At 67.4% G+C, this 18,994-nt stretch carries 15 protein-coding genes; 7 read left to right on the top strand and 8 right to left on the bottom strand.

Annotated features, from left to right (window positions below; genetic code table 11):
• From GDIA_RS11135 to GDIA_RS11125, 3 genes are read left to right on the top strand one after another with little or no spacing between them, the layout of a single operon-like run.
• The gene (locus tag GDIA_RS11135; protein ID WP_012224882.1) at positions 1-3,096 is read left to right on the top strand and encodes an efflux RND transporter permease subunit; all 3,096 of its coding nucleotides are present in this window, start codon (positions 1-3) and stop codon (positions 3,094-3,096) included.
• Positions 3,084-3,782 carry a winged helix-turn-helix domain-containing protein gene (locus tag GDIA_RS11130; RefSeq protein WP_012554198.1) on the top strand — a complete coding sequence of 233 codons (699 nt, stop codon included), beginning with the start codon at positions 3,084-3,086 and terminating at the stop codon, positions 3,780-3,782. Before GDIA_RS11135 ends, GDIA_RS11130 begins: the two co-directional genes overlap by 13 nt.
• Positions 3,779-5,164, top strand: coding sequence for a sensor histidine kinase (locus tag GDIA_RS11125; protein WP_012224875.1), 1,386 nt, complete (start codon positions 3,779-3,781; stop codon positions 5,162-5,164). The genes GDIA_RS11130 and GDIA_RS11125 overlap by 4 nt, the downstream gene beginning before the upstream one ends.
• Before the next feature lie 12 nt (positions 5,165-5,176).
• On the opposite strand, the gene GDIA_RS11120 is transcribed toward GDIA_RS11125, so the two are convergent.
• The 4 genes from GDIA_RS11120 to GDIA_RS11105 form a co-directional block, all read right to left on the bottom strand.
• On the bottom strand, positions 5,177-6,265 hold the full coding sequence (locus GDIA_RS11120) for an MFS transporter (RefSeq protein ID WP_231854244.1): 1,089 nt from the start codon (positions 6,263-6,265) through the stop codon (positions 5,177-5,179).
• A 304-nt stretch (positions 6,266-6,569) separates the two neighbouring features.
• Positions 6,570-7,358, bottom strand: coding sequence for a copper resistance protein B (locus GDIA_RS11115; RefSeq protein WP_012224870.1), 789 nt, complete (start codon positions 7,356-7,358; stop codon positions 6,570-6,572).
• Positions 7,355-9,127, bottom strand: a complete 1,773-nt coding sequence (locus tag GDIA_RS11110; RefSeq protein ID WP_043458902.1) for a copper resistance system multicopper oxidase — start codon at positions 9,125-9,127, stop codon at positions 7,355-7,357. Before GDIA_RS11110 ends, GDIA_RS11115 begins: the two co-directional genes overlap by 4 nt.
• A gap of 79 nt (positions 9,128-9,206) precedes the next feature.
• Positions 9,207-9,551, bottom strand: coding sequence for a hypothetical protein (locus GDIA_RS11105; RefSeq protein WP_012554196.1), 345 nt, complete (start codon positions 9,549-9,551; stop codon positions 9,207-9,209).
• Positions 9,552-9,804: 253 nt separating this feature from the next.
• On the opposite strand from GDIA_RS11105, the gene GDIA_RS11100 reads away from it, so the two are divergent.
• The 3 genes from GDIA_RS11100 to GDIA_RS11090 all read left to right on the top strand — a co-directional run bounded on the left by GDIA_RS11100 (position 9,805) and on the right by GDIA_RS11090 (position 11,381).
• On the top strand, positions 9,805-10,497 hold the full coding sequence (locus tag GDIA_RS11100; RefSeq protein ID WP_244410078.1) for a CBS domain-containing protein: 693 nt from the start codon (positions 9,805-9,807) through the stop codon (positions 10,495-10,497).
• 62 nt (positions 10,498-10,559) lie between these two features.
• Complete coding sequence (locus tag GDIA_RS11095) at positions 10,560-11,006, top strand: host attachment protein (protein WP_012224863.1); 447 nt, start codon at positions 10,560-10,562, stop codon at positions 11,004-11,006.
• A 177-nt stretch (positions 11,007-11,183) separates the two neighbouring features.
• Positions 11,184-11,381 (top strand): hypothetical protein, encoded by a 198-nt coding sequence (locus tag GDIA_RS11090; RefSeq protein ID WP_012554194.1) that lies wholly within the window; start codon positions 11,184-11,186, stop codon positions 11,379-11,381.
• 28 nt (positions 11,382-11,409) lie between these two features.
• Here the strand turns inward: GDIA_RS11090 and preA are convergent, their stop codons facing one another.
• From preA to GDIA_RS11070, 4 genes are all read right to left on the bottom strand, one after another.
• Entirely contained in the window at positions 11,410-12,690 is a 1,281-nt protein-coding gene (preA, locus tag GDIA_RS11085) for an NAD-dependent dihydropyrimidine dehydrogenase subunit PreA (protein ID WP_012554193.1), read from the bottom strand.
• Between the two features lie 3 nt (positions 12,691-12,693).
• Positions 12,694-14,016: an NAD(P)-dependent oxidoreductase gene (locus GDIA_RS11080; protein ID WP_012554192.1), complete on the bottom strand. Its 1,323-nt coding sequence runs from the start codon at positions 14,014-14,016 to the stop codon at positions 12,694-12,696.
• A gap of 91 nt (positions 14,017-14,107) precedes the next feature.
• A complete protein-coding gene (locus GDIA_RS11075; protein WP_012224853.1) occupies positions 14,108-15,037 on the bottom strand; it encodes a LysR family transcriptional regulator in 930 nt (309 codons plus the stop codon).
• A 9-nt stretch (positions 15,038-15,046) separates the two neighbouring features.
• Entirely contained in the window at positions 15,047-16,993 is a 1,947-nt protein-coding gene (locus GDIA_RS11070) for a tetratricopeptide repeat-containing sulfotransferase family protein (RefSeq protein ID WP_012554191.1), read from the bottom strand.
• 266 nt (positions 16,994-17,259) lie between these two features.
• On the opposite strand from GDIA_RS11070, the gene GDIA_RS11065 reads away from it, so the two are divergent.
• Positions 17,260-18,993 (top strand): methyl-accepting chemotaxis protein, encoded by a 1,734-nt coding sequence (locus GDIA_RS11065; RefSeq protein WP_012554190.1) that lies wholly within the window; start codon positions 17,260-17,262, stop codon positions 18,991-18,993.
• The last annotated feature ends 1 nt before the right edge of the window (position 18,994 follow it).

The raw sequence follows: 18,994 nt of genomic DNA, 5'->3' as shown, positions 1-18,994 counted from the left end.
ATGCACGCCGTCCTGACGTTTCTGCAGGCGAACCGCTTCGTCGTCCTGGAGGGTGCGCTGGCGATCATGCTGGCGGCCATCGCCGCGGTCATCGGCCTGCCGGTGGAATCGGTGCCCGACATTTCGCCCCGGCAGGTCCTGGTGTCGGTCACCGCCCCGGGCCTGGCAACCGAGGAAGTGGAGCGGCTGATCACCTTTCCCATCGAGACCAGCATGGCCGGCATTCCGGGCATGAACGACCTGCGTTCGGTTTCGCGTTCCGGCGTGTCGGTGGTCTACGTCCAGTTCGACGACGACACCGACATCGACCTGGACCGCACCCGCGTCAACGAACGCATCCAGCAGGCCCGGTCGCTGATCGCCGTGCCCGGCCTGTCGGTCAACATGGGGCCGCTGGCCACCGGCATGGGCGAGATCATGCAGATCGAAATCAGGGGGCAGGTCCGCAACGGGGGGGCGCGCCCGTCCCTGATGGACCTGAACCGGCTGATGACCTGGACCGTGGTGCCGCAACTGAAGCTGGTCCCCGGCGTGGTGGACGTGAACGTCAATGGCGGGGCCGAGGAGACCTATCAGGTCGCGCTGGACCAGGCGCGGCTGGTCGCCTACGGCGTGTCGGTCAGCGACGTCTATCGCGCCGTGGACGGCAACAACGCGGCATCGGGCGGCGGCTGGATCGAACACCACGCGGAACAGCAGATCGTCGTCGGGCGGGGGCTGGTGCGCGGCCTGGACGATTTCGCCGCCCTGCCGGTGCGGCTGAACCCGGACGGCACGGCCATCCGCCTGCGTGACGTGGGCGCGGTATCGATGGGCCCGCGCACCCGCCTGGGGGCGGTCACGCGCGACGGGGATGGCGAGATCGTCAACGGCGTGGTGCTGATGCGCATGGGCGCCAGTTCGGATGCGACCCTGGCCGCGATCCGCGCGGCGCTGCCGGGCATCCGGCGCACCCTGCCCGCCGGGGTCACGCTGGACCCGTATTACAGCCGGTCCGACCTGACCAACCGCACCATCGCCACGGTGCGCGAGAACCTGCTGATCGGCGCGGCGCTGGTGGTCCTGGTCCTGGTCGTGGTGATCGGGGACTGGCGGGCGTCGCTGGTCATTGCCTCGGTCATTCCCTTCGCGCTGGTCTGCGCCATGGCGGGCATGCGGCAGTTCGGCATATCGGCCAACCTGCTGAGCCTGGGCGCGATCGATTTCGGGATGATCGTGGACAGTTCGCTGGTGGTGGTCGAAAACCTGATGGCCCACCGCCAGAGGGGCGAGACGGAGGACCTGCGGACGTTGGTCGTGTCCTCGGTCATGCAGGTAATCCGGCCCGTGACCTTCGCCATCCTGGTCATCGTCATGGTCTATCTGCCGATCCTGACGTTGCAGGGAATCGAGGGCAAGATGTTCCGGCCGATGGCCCAGACCGTCATCATGGCGCTTCTGGCCTCGCTGGCGTACTGCGTGGTCTGCGTGCCGGTGATCGCGGCGCTGGCGCTGCGCCGGGCCCCCGCGCACGGCGACACGCGCCTGGTCGCGGCCCTGCGCCGCGGCTACGGCCCGATGGTGCTGTGGGGCGAGACCCATCCCGGCCGGCTGTTCGGCGCGACGGCCGCGATCTTCCTTGTCTCGGTCTTCCTGGCCACGCGGCTGGGCGGGGAGTTCATCCCCCAGCTTGGCGAAGGTGCGCTGGTCGTCACCAGCACGCGCCTGCCCAGTGCGTCGCTACCCACCGTGCTGCAGTCGGTGCGGAAGGAGGAGCAGATCCTGATGGGCTTCCCCGAGGTCGCCACCGTCGTCAGCAATACCGGCACCTCGGCGATTCCCACCGACCCGATGGGGGTGAACGAGACCGACAGCTTCGTGTTCCTGAAGGACCCGTCGCACTGGCGCACCGCCCACACGCAGGAGGGGCTGGTCACCGCCATCGACGCCACCCTGCGCGCGCAACTGCCCGACGCGCAGTTTTCCTGGAGCCAGCCGGTGCAGATGCGCATGGACGACCTGCTGTCCGGCGTGCGCAGCGAAATCGCGGTGTCGATCTACGGTCCCGACCTGGACATGCTGTCCCGTCTGGGCGACCAGGTGGCGGCGGTGCTGAAGGGCGTGCCCGGCGCCGCCGACGTGGCCCCGCAGGGCGACGGCACGCTGCCCTTCATCCATGTCGATGTCGACCGCGACCGCGCGGCGCGGCTGGGCGTGCCGATGGCCGACATCCTGGACACGGTCGAGGCCGTGGGCGGCCATATCGGCCGCCCCGTCATCGTCGAGAACGCGGTGATGAACACCCAGGTCCGCTTCGACCCCGCCCAGGCGGCGTCACGCGGGCAGATCGCGCGCCTGCGCGTGCGCCGCGCCGACGGCAGGGGAACGGTACTGCTGTCGCAGGTGGCGACGATTTCCGTCGTGGACGGACCGCCGCGCATCAGCCGCGACCGGATCCAGCGCCGGCTGATCGTGCAGGCCAACGTGCGCGGGCGGGACCTGAGTTCCTACGTCGCGGCGGCGCAGGCGGCGGTGGCGGCGAAGATCCACCTGCCCCCCGGTTATCGCCTGACGTGGGAAGGGCAGTTCCGCAACCTGCAATCCGCCATGGCGCGGCTGGATATCGTGGTGCCGATCGCGCTGGCGCTGATCTTCGCGCTGCTGGTGGTGGCCCTGGGGTCGGTGCGGGCGGCAATGCTGGTGTTCGTCAACCTGCCGATGGCGGCCACGGGGGGAATCATCGCCTTGACGGTGCGCGGCCTGCCGTTCAGCATTTCGGCCGGGATCGGCTTCATCGCCCTGTTCGGCGTCGCGATCCTGAACGGCGTGGTGCTGGTCAGCGCCATCCAGCATCTGCGCCGCACGGGAATGGACGTGGCCCGCGCGGCGTTCGAAGCGGCGGAAGAGCGGTTCCGGCCGGTGATCGCCACCGCGCTGGTGGCCAGCCTGGGCTTCTTTCCCATGGCGTTTTCCACCAGTGCCGGGGCCGAGGTCGAACGGCCGCTGGCCACCGTGGTGATCGGGGGACTGGTATCGTCCACGTTGCTGACTTTGCTGGTGCTGCCGTCGCTTTATGCGCGCGTCATGCGGGAGCGGAATGACCGGTGCGAATCCTGATCATCGAGGACGAAGCCCCGCTGGGATCGGCCGTGCAGGAACGGCTGCGCCGGGCCAGGCATGCCGCCGACTGGTTCACCACGCTGGGCGATGCCCGTGCCGCCCTGGCCGCCGCATCCTATGACGTCCTGCTGCTGGATCTGGGCCTGCCCGACGGCAGCGGCCGCGACCTGCTACGCGAGATCCGCCGAAATGGTCATGGGGGAAACGGCCTGGGGGGGAACGGGTCCGCGATGGCGATCCTGATCACCACCGCGCAGGACCAGATCAGCGACCGCATCGCCGGCCTGTCGGACGGGGCGGACGATTATATCGTCAAACCCTACGATTTCGACGAATTGCTGGCGCGGCTGGATGCCGTGTCGCGCCGCTATGTCGCGCTGGTCGATAATCGCCTGGCGCTGGGCGAGGTCGAGATCGACCTGTCCCGCCGCCGCCTGTCCCGCCTGGGCGCGGAAGTGGACCTGACGGCGCGCGAATGGGCGGTGATCGAACTGCTGGCCCGCCGCGCCGGCGCGATCTGCTCGCGCGAGCAGATCGAGGACGCGCTCTACGGCCTGGGCGAGGAAATCGAGAGCAACGCGATCGAGGTCTTCATCAGCCGCGTGCGCAAGAAGGTCGGGGCCGGGCTGATCCGGACGGTGCGCGGACGTGGCTATCGCCTGGCGCGCGAGGACGGCGCGTGACGCGCCCCGCCGGGGGACGCCCCACCGGAGGACGATGGAGCCTGGCCACCCGCATCATGGCCGGGGTGCTGGTGGTCGTTCTGGGCTGCCTGATGCTGCTGAGCGTGCTGGTCGCCGGCTTCACGCGCTACGAGGTCACGGAACGGCTGGACAATTCCCTTCAGGAAGTGGCCGAGCGGCTGGAATTCGTCATTGCCGCCGTGGCCCCCCGCCCGCATGGCGGCACAGCCGGCGACGTGGCCCTGCTGCCCCAGGTCGGGCCGCGCACCCTGGCCTACCAGATCGCGGCCGCGGACGGGCATCTGGTGCTGCGGTCGCAGAACGCGCCGGCTTCGGTGTTCGTGCCGTCGCTGCGGCCCGGTTTCTATGACCGGCCGCGCTTTCGCGTCTATGTCGTGAAATCGTCGGATGGCGGGCATACCATCCTGGTGGGCGAGCCGACCTTCCACCGGCGCGAGGCCGTGCGGCGGGCGACGCTGATTTCGGTCCTGCCGATGGTGGTGTTCCTGCCCTGCGTGTGGCTGCTGGTGCGCTGGGTGGTGCGTCGCGCCCTGCGCCCGCTGACCGACCTGCAGGCCGAAATCCGCGTGCGCGGCGGCGGCAACCTGGCGCCCATTCCAGCGCTTGACCTGCCCGGCGAACTGTCGGCCATCCATGCGGCGGTCAATTCGCTGCTGGACCGGCTGAAGAAGGCGCTGTCGTCGGAACGCGCGTTCGCGGCCAACGCGGCGCACGAACTGCGCAACCCGATCGGCGCCCTGCTGGGGCAGGCGCAGATGCTGCGCGAGCAGTTGCACGAACCCGAGGCCCCCGCCCGCGCCGCCGCCATGATCGCGCAGATCCGCCGGCTGGGCCGGATGACGGAAAAGCTGCTGCAGCTCTCGCGCGCCTCGTCGGGCGCGGCGATGGCCGACGACCGGTTCGACCTTGTCGCGGTGTTGCAGATCCTGGCCGAGGAATTCCAGGACATGCCCCCCGCCTTTCGCGAGGTCATCGTGACCTGCGACGGGATAGAGGCGCTGTTCGTGCGCGGCGACATGGACGCGGCGGGCATCCTGTTCCGCAACCTGATCGAAAACGCCGCCCATCACGGCACGCCCGGCACCCCCATCACCGTCATGCTGACCCGTGGGGGCGTGGTCGAGATTATCAACGACTGCGCGCCCCTGCCGCCCGATATCCTGGGGCACCTGACGGAACCGTTCGTGCGCGGCGGCAGCGGGGCGGACGGCAGCGGGCTGGGCCTGGCCATCGTGGCCAGCATCGCGGGCCAGATGGGCGCGCGGCTGGACATTGCATCACCCGTTCCGGGGGAATTTCGGGTGCGTGTGGCGGTGAAGGACGTGGCCTCTTTTTCTGAAGAAGAAGAAGCCACTTGCTGACCTCCGGACGCCTTATCCGGCCTGCGGCGACAGACGCCCCGCACGGGACAGCAGAACCAGCACCACACCAAGCAGGCTGATTCCCAGTCCCGCAGCCGAAACCATCGGATATCCGAACCCCAGGGACAGAACCGTTCCGCCCAAGGCCGCCCCCAGGGCATTGCCCAGATTGAACGCGCCGATATTGACCGACGACGCCAGGCCCGGCGCATCGTGCGCCGCCTGCATGGTCCGCATCTGCAAGGCCGGCATCAGGGAAAAACTGGCGGTCCCCCATAGCAGCACCCCGATCAGCGCACCGGCTGGCGTCTGGGCCGCGAAGGGAAAGACCAGCATGATCACGCCGAGGATCGGGAAGCACGTCAGCAATGTCCCGGCCAGCGACCGGTCCGCCGCACGGCCGCCGATGACGTTTCCGATGCTGAAGCCGACGCCGATCAGCATCAGCGCCAGGGTCGTCAGGACCGGCCCCGCCCGGGTGATATGCTCCAGCATCGGCACGATATAGGTGTAGAGTTCGAACATCGCCCCGGCGCCAATCACCGTGACGCCCAGTGCCATCAACACATTCGGGCGCATGATGGCCTTCATCTCGGCCGCTGCGTCCGGCCTGGGGCCGGCCTCGGCCAATGGAAGGGCGAGGGACAGGGCCGCCACCGCGATCGCCCCCAGCACCGAAATGGCGGCGAACGCGCTGCGCCAGCCCAACGTATCGCCCAGCCACGTCGCCGCCGGCACGCCGAAGATATTGGCGACGGTCAGCCCCATGAACATGCTGGCCACCGCACTGGCCCGGCGATTGGCCGCGACCAGGCTTGCCGCCTCCACGGCCCCCAACCCGAAGAACGCCCCGTGCGCCATGCTGGTCAGGATCCGCGACAACAGCAACTGCGCATAGTCGGCACTGGCCGCCGACGTCAGATTTCCGATTACATACAGGATCATCAGCCCGATCAGCGCATATTTGCGCGGATAGCGCGCCAGCAGCAGGGTGACGAAAGGCGCGCCCCCCATCACGCCGAAGGCATAGGCACTGATCAGGCTGCCTGCCTTGGGCACGCTGACATGGACCCCGTCAGCCAGGACGGGCAGCAACCCCATGGGTGTAAACTCGGTCACCCCGATCGCGAATGCCCCGCACGCCAGGGACAACAGTGCAGGACCGGACGAATATTCGGCTTTCGACAAAACGACCTCTTCTCCTTGTTCGGATTCATTTGGAGGCCAGGCAGTCCGCGGGCCCTGTGCCGGGCAGTGATCGCTGACTGAACCGCCCCGGGATTGGCGGAGACCTGTCTGATCAATTACGCGGCCCTGGGGATCTGGTCCATGGACTCGCAACATCGCTACTCTGCCTCGGCTGGCGTGATGGCCGCCCATCGTGGCGGATGATCGGCCGCGTGGTTCAGAACCAGGCCCTGATTCCGAAGACAAAAGTCAGGTCATGCACGCGCTGCCCCCGCGTGCGGGCCATGCTGGCGGCCTGGTCGAACGTGCTGTGGTACGTCACGCCCAGATAGGGCGCGAATTTGCGGTGCCATTCGTAGCGCAACCGCAGCCCGGTATCGATGTCGGACAGGCCGCGCCCGGCGCCGCGGGCCCGGTCGTTGGTGGAATAGACATTCATTTCGACCTGCGGCTGCAGGATCAGGCGGTTGGTCAGCAGCAGGTCGTACGACCCTTGCAGGCGGCCCGCCGCACCCCGGTCGCTGAAATAGGACGTGGCTTCCAGATTGAAGAAATAGAGGGCGAGCCCTTCCACGCCCACCGCGCCCCAGGCACGCGTCGGGCCGTTGTCGATATCCAGGCGCACCCCGGTCTGGACGTCGAAATAGCGCGAGATGGCGCGATCGTACAGGGCCTCGTGGTCGCCATCGCCGAATTGTCCGTTCGTGCCGACCGTGCCTTCGGATTTCAGCCACAGCTTGTCGTAGTCGGTGCCGTACCAGGCCTGCCCGTCGTATCGGAACTGGCCGCCATCGGCGCCGTACCGGGCTTCGAACTGATCCAGCAGCGCGTGCATGTAGGTCATGTGGTCCATGACCGGGGGGATGCCGTTGACATAGGCGACCGGCGCCCCCTGCCCCGTGCCGGCCGCCGGCGCCATCGGCATGGCCTGCGCCCGGACCTGGCCGGGCAGCGCGCCCGCCGCCAGCAGGGCGACGGCGATACCGAGGATGGGCCGCCGGGTCACGACACCACCACCGTGCGGAACATGCCGACTGCCATATGGTAGAGCAGATGGCAGTGATAGGCCCATAATCCGGGTTCGTCGGCCGTGACCAGATAGCTCAGCCGCTCGCCCGGCTTGACGGTAATCGTGTGCTTGTAGGGGCGGCGGTCCCCCTGCCCGTTTTCCAGCTCGCTCCACAACCCGTGCAGGTGGATCGGGTGTTCCATCATCGTGTCGTTGATCAGGACGAAGCGGACCCGCTCCCCCCGCGCGAGCCGGATCGGCGCGGCTTCCGAGAACTTCCTGCCGTCGAAGCCCCAGATGAAGCGTTCCATGTTGCCGGTCAGGTGCAGGGTGATCTCGCGCGACGGCGGGCGGGGATCGATGCCGGGGACGGTCGCCCGCAGATCGGCATAGGTCAGGACGCGGCGGCCGTTATGGTACAGCCCGTCCCCCGGTTCCGCCAGCCGGTCCATGGGCATGGCGGCGACATTCTGCACCTCGACCCCCGGCTTCAGCTTCGGCGCGGGCAGCGCCTGATGCGGCGCGGCCGGGGGTTCCATCTCCCTGGGGTCCATGTCCATTCCGGACATTCCGGACATGTCCATACCGTCCATGGCGGGCGCGTTGCCGGTTTTCGTAGGCGGGGCCATGCCGCCCATGCCCATGTCCGCCATGGTGCGCAGCGGGCGGGGGTCCATGGGCGGCACGGGGCCGGCGAGGCCCGGGGCGGTGGCCAGCGTGCCGCGCGCGTAGCCCGTGCGATCCTCGGCCTGCGCGAAGATCGTATAGGGGCCGGCGGCGGCGGGCGTCACGATCACGTCGTAGGTTTCGGCGGGCCCGATGCGGAATTCGTCCACCGTCACCGGGTCCACGTCGTTCCCGTCGGCCTGCACGACGGTCATCGCCAGTCCAGGAATCCGCACGTCGAACAGGGTCATCGACGCGGCATTGATGATGCGCAGACGGATGCGTTCGCCGGGGCGGAACAGGCCGGTCCAGTTGGCGCGGGGGGACTGCCCGTTGACCAGGTAGGTGTAGATGATGCCCGACACGTCCAGGATGTCGGTCGGCGCCATGTTCATGCCCCCCCAGGCCAGGCGGTCCCGCACCGCGGCGCCCAGCCCCTGGCGGTGCGCGTCGCGGAAGAAGGTGCCGACCGTGCGCTGGCGGAAATTGTAATAGTCGCTCTGGAATTTCAGGTTGGAGACGATGTCCGCCGGGTCCACGTCGGTCCAGTCCGACAGCACCAGCACATAATCGCGGTCGCACCGCCGGGTGTCGCCGCTGCCCGGGTCGATGACGATGGCGCCGTACAGGCCGGTCTGCTCCTGGAAGCCGGAATGGCTGTGGTACCAGTAGGTGCCGCTCTGCCGTACGGGGAAACGGTAGGTGAAGCTTTCGCCCGGCGCGATGCCACCGAAGCTGAGGCCCGGGACACCGTCCATGCCGGCCGGCAGCCGGATACCGTGCCAGTGGATCGAACTGGGTTCGTGCAGCCGGTTGGTGACGGTCAGTTCGACCGTATCGCCCTGTCGCCAGCGCAGGATCGGCGCCGGGGTCGATCCGTTGACGCCGACCGCGCGGACGCGCGCGCCCGTGACGTTGACCGGGACGTGACCGATCGCAAGGTCGAAACGGGTGCCGGGCCGGGGGGCGGGGATGCCGGAAGGCGGCGCGAACGCCCGCGCACCGGCGCCGGTCGCGGCCGCCGCACCCCACACGCCGGCCCCGACCACGAAGCGGCGGCGCGTCATCGCGCCCCGCCCCGTCGAGGATGGAAAAATCATGGCTCTGTCATCCGCCAAAGAAGAAAGACGGGCCCCGCCGCATGCATACGGCCGAATCCCGAAACGGTCAGACCTGGAGTCAGGCCATCCGTCTGGGCGGGGGCAAGGCGGGGGCGGACAGGACGCCCGAAACGCGTTCGGCGGGCGGAACGGCGAACGCCGCCGCCACCCGGCGCGGCACCGACGCCCCCACCGCCGGGGGCACCAGCCATGTGGCGACACAATCCCCCTGAAGACAGCATGCACCACCCGGATGGTGACGGGAGGCATGGCCGGGATGGACGCCATGACAGCAGTGCGATGCCATGACGGTCATGTCCGGCATGGCGTGCGCGCCCGTCTCGGCACGCCCGGGCGCGGTGAATGACAGCATCAGCCCGACCTGCAGCAGCAGGCAGGCCAGCAACCGTCCCCATTGCGTCATGCTGATCCTGTACACGCCGATCCCGTTGGTCCTGCGACACCTGTTTCCGATCGCGACCATCCACGGAATGACCCCGATCGTCCACCCTTTTATGGCGCCCGCCCCGTCATCACGAATCCCGGAGTGCGATTGCCCGGACGTCGCCGCGCACGCATCTACGAGGCCTGCCCCGGGAGGGATTCACCGAAGAGATTCACCGAAGAGATTCAGGGGCGCCTATTCAACGGGGGTTGTCATGCACGTCAGGGACATCATGACCTCGCCGGCCGTCTGCGTCGAATCGACGCGCTCCCTCGCCGACGCCATCGGGCTGATGCTGACGAACAGGGTCAGCGCCCTGCCGGTCGTGACCGAGAACGGGCTTCTGGTCGGCGTCGTGACCGAGGGCGACCTGATGCGGCGGAGCGAGCTGGAGACGCGGTCCGGCCATGGGTGGCTGGGGGACCTGTTCCGGTCGTCCGGACGACAGGCGTCGGAATACGTGCACAGTCACGGCCGCAAGGTGTTCGACATCATGTCGGACCAGCCGGTGTCGGTGGAGCCGGGGACCGTATTGCGTGACGCGGTCGAGGTCCTGCTGCTGCGCAATATCAGGCACCTGCCGGTGGTGGAAAACAACAGGGTCGTGGGCATGGTGTCGCGCACCGATGTGCTGCGGGCGCTGCTGCCCCTGATCGCGGACAAGACGGCGCCGTCCGACGACCAGACCATCAGGGCATCCATCCTGAAGGAATACCAGGATGAACTGCGTCTGGGGGTGCGGAACATCATCAGCGTGGAGGTCCATGACGGAAAGGTGGAACTGAACGGCACCGTCACGGACGAACGGATGCACGCCGCGGCCCGCGTGGCGGCGGAAAACGTTCGCGGTGTCGTGTCGGTGGCCGATCATATCACCTGCGTGGAGCCGTTCGAAGGGGTGACGATTCCTCCGCCTCCGTTATAGGCCTTCTTCTTTTTCCTTCCCGAAGAACAGGGAAACCCGTCCCCGATGAGGCGTATGAAAAGATGACCCGAAATATCCTGATCGTCATCGCCGACGGCGAACATGCCCGCTTCGTACGGCCGGCCGAAAATCATGCGCTGCACACCGTGGACGCATTCGATTCCACCATGGCGCACCTGCAGAATTCGGATCTGGGCGACGATGCCCCGGGGGCGAGCTTCCATAGCGGGTCCAGCGTGCATCACGCCCTGAATCCGCGCCATGACCGGCACCATGTGGAAATGGAAAAATTCTCCCGCCTGGTGGCGAACCATATCAACGAACAGTACCGGGGGTGCGACGGCATGGTGGTCTTCGCGCCGTCGCATACCCTCGCGTCCATTCTCGGCCACCTGGCGCCGGGAATCCGGGACCGCGTCGTCGGCACGGACCACAAGGACCTGGTCAAGGTTCCCGACAGCGCGCTGATGCCGCATATGGCGCCTTTCCGGCTGAAGTTGGGACTGTAGCCGTCAGGGACGACCGGTTTCGAATTCCGGGACCGCCACGCAGACGGGCGCGGGCATGATCCATCGATAAGAAAGCCAGTCAGAATCTGTGGAAAGACAGTCACGTTCCCGCGCCGGCGATTGAAGCGCCGTCCCGCATCCCCAGATCCAGGCGGGGTCTGCCGAAGGAGAGGGATCATGCAAGCGAATCTGCAACCGGTTCCGGCGGCGGCGATGGACCTGGTCGCCCGTCACGGGGACGACGCCCTGGTTATCGCCCGCCGCTACCGGGACGACGCGCAGGACGACGACGACGAGGTTCTGGTGGCCTATTGGAACGCGATTCTGGAAACGTCCCAATATCTGCTGGAGGAAAGCCCCGACCGGCATTCCTGAACCGGCATTCCCGATCGGGGGCGCTTCGTCAGCCGGTGCCGGAGGTCGGATGACGAAGCGGGTTGCTGGGGTGGTCGGACCATGTCAGCGTGCCCTCCGCCGGCTGCGGCACCATGGTGATGCAGTCATCGACGGGGCAGACATGGGCGCAGAGATTGCACCCGACGCAGGCCTCGTCGATCACCGCGTAATGACGCCGGCCCTCCACGCGCGTCCTGGCGATGGCCTGATGCGACGTGTCCTCGCACGCGATATGGCACAGGCCGCACTGGATGCAGGATTCCTGGTCGATCTTCGCGATCGTCCGGAAATTCAGGTTCAACTGGTTCCAGTTGACGAAATTCGGCACCGCGCGCCCGATGACGTCGGACAGCGCGGCGAAGCCCTTCTGGTCCATCCAGTTCGACAGGCCGTCGATCATGTCTTCGACAATGCGAAATCCGTAATGCATCGCCGCCGTGCAGACCTGCACGTTGGTTGCCCCCATCACCAGGAATTCGGCGGCGTCGCGCCACGTTGAAATGCCGCCGATGCCCGAGATGGGCAGGCCCGACATGTCCGGGCTGCGCGCGATTTCCCCCACCATGCGCAGCGCGATCGGCTTGACCGCCGGCCCGCAATAGCCGCCATGCGTCCCCAGCCCGTCCACCACGGGCATCGGCGCCATGGCGTCCAGGTCGACGGCGACGACCGACTGGATGGTGTTGATCAGCGACACCGCGTCCGCCCCACCGCGCAGGGCCGCGCGCGCGGGCACCAGGATGTTGGTGATATTGGGCGTCAGTTTCACGATGGTCGGCATGCGGGTGTTCTGCTTCACCCAGCGCGTGACCATTTCGACATAGTCGGGCACCTGCCCCACGGCGGACCCCATGTTGCGTTCCGACATGCCGTGCGGGCAGCCGAAATTCAGTTCGATCCCGTCGGCACCGGTGTCCTCGACCAGCGGCAGGATGCGCCGCCAGCTTTCCTCGACGCACGGCACCATCAGGCTGACGACGATGGCGCGGTCGGGATAATCGCGCTTCACCGACTTGATCTCGGCCAGGTTGACGGCCAGCGGACGGTCGGTGATCAGTTCGATATTGTTCAGCCCGACCAGACGGTTACCGTTATAATTGAAGGCGCCGTAGCGGCTGCTGACATTGACCACCGGCGGGTCCTCGCCCAACGTCTTCCACACCACGCCGCCCCAGCCGGCCTCCAGCCCCCGGCGGACATTGTATTCCTTGTCGGTCGGAGGCGCCGAGGCCAGCCAGAACGGGTTGGGCGAGCGGATGCCCGCCAGCGTGCTGCGCAGGTCGGCCATGTCTCAGATCCCCGTCGCGCTGGCCAGGTCGGCATGAATGGTTTCGGCGGCGTCCCGCCCGTCACGGACGGCGGCGACCGTCAGATCCTCGCCCTTCGTGCAGTCGCCCCCGGCATAGACCCCCGCGCGCGATGTGCGGCCGTGGGCGTCCACCCGGATCCGCCCGTCCTCGACCGCCAGCGCGCCGTCCAGCGGGTCCGGCGGGAAAAGCTGGCCCACGGCCTTCAGGACCATGTCGGCGGCCAGGGTGAATTCGCCCCGGTCGTGGTCCGGCGTGTCCTGGACGAACGTGATCGCGGTGACGGCGCCGTCCACGCCGTGAAACCGCGCGGGCGCGGCCCGGCAGCGGATGGAAACGCCGTTCGTCTGCGCCCATTCCCGTTCGACATCTGTCGCCGACATCTGCGCGACACCGCGACGATAGACCAGCGTGACCTCTTCCGCACCCAGGCGCCTGGCCTGCACGGCGGCATCGACGGCGGTATTCCCGCCACCGATCACCACCACCCGGCGCCCGACCGGCACGTCGTCCTTGCCGGAAGACGCGCGCAGGGTTTCGATGAAATCCACCGCGTTCAGCACGCCGCCGAGCTGTTCGCCCTCGATTCCCAGCGCGCGCACCCCCGCCAGCCCGATGCCGAGGAAGATGGCGTCATACGTCGCCCCCAGCGACGCCAGGGTAAAATCGCGCCCCAGCGCGCGGCCTGTCTCGATGGTGATTCCGCCGATGGCGATCAGGAAGTCGATTTCCCGCTGCGCGAAATCGTCGGGCAGCTTGTAGGCCGCGATGCCGTATTCGTTCAGCCCGCCCGCCCGGGGCCGGGCATCGAACACCGTGACGTCGTTTCCATGCAGGGCCAGGCGGTGCGCGCAGGCCAGTCCGGCCGGCCCCGCCCCCACCACGGCGATGCGCCGGCCGGTCGCGGCCGCGCGGACGAAGGGCTGCCTTCCCTGGCGCATCTGCCAGTCGGTCGCGTGGCGCTGCAAGGCACCGATGGAAAGGGGCTTCTGGTCCAGCGTATTGCGCACGCATGCCTGTTCGCACAGGATTTCGGTGGGGCAGACCCGCGCGCAGGACCCGCCGAGAATGTTCGATTCCAGGATGGTGCGGGCCGACCCGGCGAGGTTGCCCGTCGCGATCTTCCTGATGAAGCCGGGAATGTCGATGCCAGTCGGGCAGGCCTCGATACAGGGCGCGTCATAGCACGCGTAGCACCGTTCCGCCTCGATGACCGCCTGCCGGTCGCCCAGCGGCGGGTGCGCGTCGGCGAAATTGCGGGCCAGCACGTCCGGTGAAAGGCGGTTTGCGGCGATGTCCGGGGCCATGACGAGAACTCTCCACCATACGGGACGACAGTCTTGGGTCTTTTTCGAAAAAAAGAACCAAAAAACTTCGATCCGGTCCGCCCCGTGGCGGTCAGCAGGTCGATTGCAGCACCGCGCGGAACCGCTCCGCCATCAGGCTGGACTGGGCGTTGCGTTTCGTAAGGAAGTGGAACCGCGTGGCCAGCGCCAGGCCGCCGAACGGCAGGTGCCGGAACTGGCCGCGTGCGACGAACGGGTCCGCGAAGAGTTCCGGCAGGAAGCCGATGAACTGGCCCGTCAGGATCAGCAGGGCGCGCGCGTCGATATTTTCCGCCGACGCGGAAAAGGACAGGTGCGCGCGCAGGTCCGCCCAGCCGGGCCCGGTGGCGGAATCGGACACCGCGATCAGCCGCTGGGCGGCCAGCAGGTCCGGGGTCAGGTCCGCGTCCGCGCAGGCGAACAGCGCATGCTTGCGGCTGCAATAGAGGCGCAGCCGTTCCTCGAACAGCGGGGTCGCCATGAGGGCGGACTGAGCGTGCGGGCGCAGCGTAATTCCGGCGGTCGCCCGCCCGTCGAGCACGGCGTATTCGATTTCATCCGACGATGCGGACCGCAGGTCGATGACGACGTCGGGATGCTGGGCCGTGAAGAGTTCCAGCGCGCGGACGATCCCGGTTTCGCCATAGACGAACATGGCGTCGGTCACATACAGCGTCATGCGGCCCGACAGGATGCCGCTGGCGGAATTGACCCGGTCGCGGAACCGTTCGATATCGCGCAGCAGGTCCTCGGTCGCATCCAGCACCTGCTCGCCTTCCGGCGTCAGGGAAAACCCGCCCCGCCCGCGTGTGCACAGGGTGGTCCTGAGACGGCTTTCCAGCGCCGCGATATCGATGCTGATGGATGATTTGCTCTTGCCCAGCGCCAGTTCCGCGGCCGCGAAGCCGCCCTTGCGCGCCACGGTGCGAAAGACGCGCAGCAGGCGCAGGTCCACTTCGGCAAGCTGGCCGTTGAAGCCCGGCGGGCGACGGTTCCTGTTCATCGGTGGTCATTATGGGGCAAAATGGGCGCCAAGCCCATCCAGCAGGGGCCGCAACGTCGCATCGTCGGGCCGCCAGCGGCCGACGGCGCTGCGATAGATCGGTTTCCTGACCTGTTCCATGCTCGACGTCTTCACCGGCCGCCGGGTCTCGTGGAACCGCAGGCAGGCATCGTCCCAGGGCAGGCCGCAATAGGCGACGATCCGGCGCGCGCTGCCTTCAAGGTCGGCGACCACGTCCTCGTAGCGCACATCCAGCATCGCCCCGGCCGGCAGGACCTGCCGCCAGTGGTCCATCATGTCCCGATAGCACCGATAGCGGCGGCCAAGCTCCCCCAGGTCGAAGGAAAAATCCTGTGCCGCGAACGGAATCGAAAAGCACGACAGGCAGGTATCGATCGGGTCGCGGACTGTGTGGATGATCGACGCATGGGGCCAGAGCTGGCGAATCAGTCCGATAAAGAAATAATTGCCCAATGTCTTGTTCGTAACACGCGCCGTCGCCCCCGCCCCGTCCGGGACCAGCGCGTCCAGCCGCCGCAGATAGTCCTCGGCGACCGACAGGCGCTCGGCCTCCGTCAGGGCGGCCAGCGGCGCGATCGTCCGCCATGCGGGGAAGCGTTCCATGGCGTCCTTGAACGTATCGGCCAGCGTGGTGACTTCGCCCGCGCCGTGGACATCGGGATGGCTGGCCAGGATCTGTTCGACCAGCGTCGATCCCGATCGCGGCATGCCGACGATGAAGATGGGGCGGGCCGAAGGGTGCCCCGTCCGGGCCAGGTCCGCGATCGCCCCGGCCGAGAATTCCTCGCGCGTCCGGCGCAGCGCCGCGACCATCCTGTTCTCGTCATAGACGATCTCGCGTCGCCGCAGGGCGTTTCCCTTCAGGAAATGATCGAACGATTCCCGATGCCGGCCGATGTCGGACAGCGCCTTGCCGAGGGCGAAATGAATGTCGATCCTTTCGCCGTCGGTCAGCGCGGCCTCGTTTCCGGCACGCTCCTGCAGGGCGGTCAGGATGGGATCGTCGGCGGTCAGTTTCTCGATCCGGGTCAGGGCCAGGTAAACCGCCAGGCGGTCGGGCGCCAGGGCGATCGCGCGGCGAAAACACGCGGCGGCGGCGGCGATCTGTCCGATGACCTGCAACGACACGCCCAGGCCGGCATGGACCGACGCCGCATCGGGCTGCAATGCGCGGGCCTGCTCCAGATACCGGATCGCTTCGGCATAGCGTTCGTTTTTCTGGAGCAGCTCCCCCATCATGAGCAGCACGGTATAATTGTTCGCGTCCCGGTCCAGGACCGACTGGTAGCAGGCCATCGCGTCATCGATGCGGCCGAGTTCGGCCAGGGCGCCGGCGCGGTGCAGCCGGGCCGCGACGCGGTCGGGGGCATGGCTCGATGCCGCCTGGAAGTGCGCGGCCGCCTCCTCGCACCGTCCGATGGTCCGAAGCGCCGCGCCCAGCCTGATGAGGGTTTCGACGTCCGCCGGATCGGCCGCCAGGGCCGTGCGATAGTCCGCGATGGCGGCCAGTTGGGTGTCGAGCGTCAGGAGCGCGCGAAACTGCGCGATGGCGCCCGCGCGGTCGCCGCCGGCCACCAGGGCATTGCCCAGGTTGGTGCGCGCGCCCTGATGGTCCGGCCGGATGGCGACCGCCCTGCGAAAGCAGGCGATCGCGTCTTCGGCCTGTCCGGCATCGCGCAACGCCATGCCGAGAACGTTGTATCCTTCGGCATTCGCCGGCATCCGCGCCAGGGCGCGCCGCAACAGCGGTATGGCGCTTTCGAATTTTCCCTGCCGGGCGTGGATCGTTCCCAGAAGACAGGACGCGCCGGGGTGATCGGGCTCCTGGTCCAGGATGTGTTCGCACTGGCGGGCGATGGCGTCGATCTGCCCGCCTTCTTCCACCGCCGGAGGGAAAGGCGGCGCCACGGCCGAGCGTGGGTCTGTATGGGGCATCCTGGGCACCTGGCCGATCTGGACATTGCGTTACCGACAACAAACGAATGTACGCCGCCTGGGGGCGCGGGCGCACACGCCTTCCTTATAAAGATACGTACTGTAACCGAAGATTTCCAAGAGTGGCACATTGCCACAATCGTCCGGAATCGAGTCGCGGGAAATAGGGTTTCAGCCTTGCTGCATTGACATAAATTAAAAACATTATTAATAAAAAATTCATATACCTCAATCGACAAAAAATTTTGTCCAGGAAAGTGAAGAAAATGTTCGGATTTCGGCACCGCGACCGGACGGACGCACGGGCGACGCTGGCGGCGCTCGACCGTTCCCTCGCGATCATCGAGTTCGACCCCACGGGAAAGATCCTGACGGCCAACGCGAATTTCTGCACGGCAATGGGCTACCGGCTGGACGAGATCCAGGGCCGGTCCCACAGCATGTTCGTCGATCCCGACGAGGCCCGAAGCCCCGAATACACGGCATTCTGGGCCAGGCTGGCCCGTGGCGAGTTCGAGGCACGGGACTATATGCGTATCGGCAAGGGCGGCGAGGAGATCTGGGTTCAGGCGTCCTACAACCCGGTGCGCAACTGGCGCGGCGCGGTGACCAGGATCGTGAAGGTGGCGACGGTCATCACCGACGAAACGCTTCGGAATGCCGATTTCGCGGGCAAGATCGAAGCGATTTCCCGCTCCCAGGCCGTGATCGAATTCACGCCGGACGGGCACGTCCTGACCGCCAACGACAATTTCCTCAACGCCCTGGACTACCGGCTGGACGAAATCCAGGGCCGTCATCACCGCATGTTGGTCGAGCCGGAATTCGCACGTTCCGGTGCCTATGACGCATTCTGGAAAAAGCTGCGGAACGGCGAATTCGTCGCCGCCGAATTCAGGCGGATCGGCAAGCATGGCAAGGTGGTCTGGATCCAGGCCTCGTACAATCCGATTTTCGACCGGAAGGGACGGGTCATCAAGGTCGTGAAGTTCGCGACCGACGTCACCAGCCGCGTGAACGCCGTGGACGGGATCGTCGGCGCGCTGGAGGAACTGGCCTGCAACAACCTCGCCTACCGGCTCGAAGGCCCGATCGATTCCGCTTACGAGAAGGTGCGGGACGATTTCAACGCGGCCCTGGACATGCTGGAAGAGACGATGGTGGCCATTGCCGCCTCGGCCGGCGGCGTGGGCAACGGCGCGCACGAAATCGCCTCGGCCTCGGGCGACCTGTCGCGCCGGACTGAAACGCAGGCCGCCAGCCTGGAAGAAACCGCCGCCGCCCTGAACGAGATCACGGCCACGGTGACCCGTAGCGCCCAGGGCGCGCAAGAGGCGTCAACGGCCGCCTCGGCGGCGCGCGGCGATGCCGGGAAGTCCGGCAAGGTCGTGCGGGAAACGGTTTCCGCCATGGGCGAAATCCGGGATTCGTCGCGCGAGATCACGCAGATCGTCAGCGTGATCGACCAGATCGCCTTCCAGACCAACCTGCTGGCGCTCAATGCCGGGGTCGAGGCCGCACGTGCCGGGGACGCCGGCCGCGGTTTCGCCGTGGTGGCGTCCGAGGTCCGCGCCCTGGCCCAGCAATCGGCGCAGGCGGCGCGCGAGATCAGGGCCCTGATCGACAGGTCCGGCGCCCATGTCGAGCGCGGCGTGAAACTGGTGGGCGAAACCGGGGACGCCCTGGCCGCGATCGTGGCCAGGGTGGCCCAGATCGACACGCTGGTATCGGACATCGCGGCGTCGTCCCAGCAGCAGGCCATGGGGCTGGCCCAGGTCAATGTCGCGGTCACCCAACTGGACCAGATGACCCAGCAGAACGCCGCCATGGTCGAGGAAACGACCGCCGCCACGGCCAGCCTGAACCAGGAATCCCGGGAACTGACGCGGCTGATCGGCCGGTTCCAGACCCGGGGTGGAGAACCGCGCCCGCGGGCCCTGCCGCAATCCGCCCGGCCGCAGGCGCCCACACAGGTCGCCTATCGGCGGCTGTCCGCGTAAA

The sequence above is a fragment of the Gluconacetobacter diazotrophicus PA1 5 genome (assembly GCF_000021325.1).
Taxonomy (GTDB): domain Bacteria; phylum Pseudomonadota; class Alphaproteobacteria; order Acetobacterales; family Acetobacteraceae; genus Gluconacetobacter; species Gluconacetobacter diazotrophicus.
This window is presented reverse-complemented; position numbering and strand designations above follow the sequence as displayed.

Coding starts and splice junctions, on each gene's coding strand:
- GDIA_RS11100 (WP_244410078.1), top strand. CDS start 9,805: ATGACCTCGCCGGCCGTCTGCGTCGAATCGACGCGCTCCCTCGCCGAC.
- GDIA_RS11075 (WP_012224853.1), bottom strand. CDS start 15,037: ATGAACAGGAACCGTCGCCCGCCGGGCTTCAACGGCCAGCTTGCCGAA.
- GDIA_RS11065 (WP_012554190.1), top strand. CDS start 17,260: ATGTTCGGATTTCGGCACCGCGACCGGACGGACGCACGGGCGACGCTG.
- preA (WP_012554193.1), bottom strand. CDS start 12,690: ATGGCCGACCTGCGCAGCACGCTGGCGGGCATCCGCTCGCCCAACCCG.
- GDIA_RS11095 (WP_012224863.1), top strand. CDS start 10,560: ATGACCCGAAATATCCTGATCGTCATCGCCGACGGCGAACATGCCCGC.
- GDIA_RS11080 (WP_012554192.1), bottom strand. CDS start 14,016: ATGGCCCCGGACATCGCCGCAAACCGCCTTTCACCGGACGTGCTGGCC.
- GDIA_RS11070 (WP_012554191.1), bottom strand. CDS start 16,993: ATGCCCCATACAGACCCACGCTCGGCCGTGGCGCCGCCTTTCCCTCCG.
- GDIA_RS11120 (WP_231854244.1), bottom strand. CDS start 6,265: ATGGGGTTGCTGCCCGTCCTGGCTGACGGGGTCCATGTCAGCGTGCCC.
- GDIA_RS11135 (WP_012224882.1), top strand. CDS start 1: ATGCACGCCGTCCTGACGTTTCTGCAGGCGAACCGCTTCGTCGTCCTG.
- GDIA_RS11090 (WP_012554194.1), top strand. CDS start 11,184: ATGCAAGCGAATCTGCAACCGGTTCCGGCGGCGGCGATGGACCTGGTC.
- GDIA_RS11110 (WP_043458902.1), bottom strand. CDS start 9,127: ATGATTTTTCCATCCTCGACGGGGCGGGGCGCGATGACGCGCCGCCGC.
- GDIA_RS11105 (WP_012554196.1), bottom strand. CDS start 9,551: ATGACGCAATGGGGACGGTTGCTGGCCTGCCTGCTGCTGCAGGTCGGG.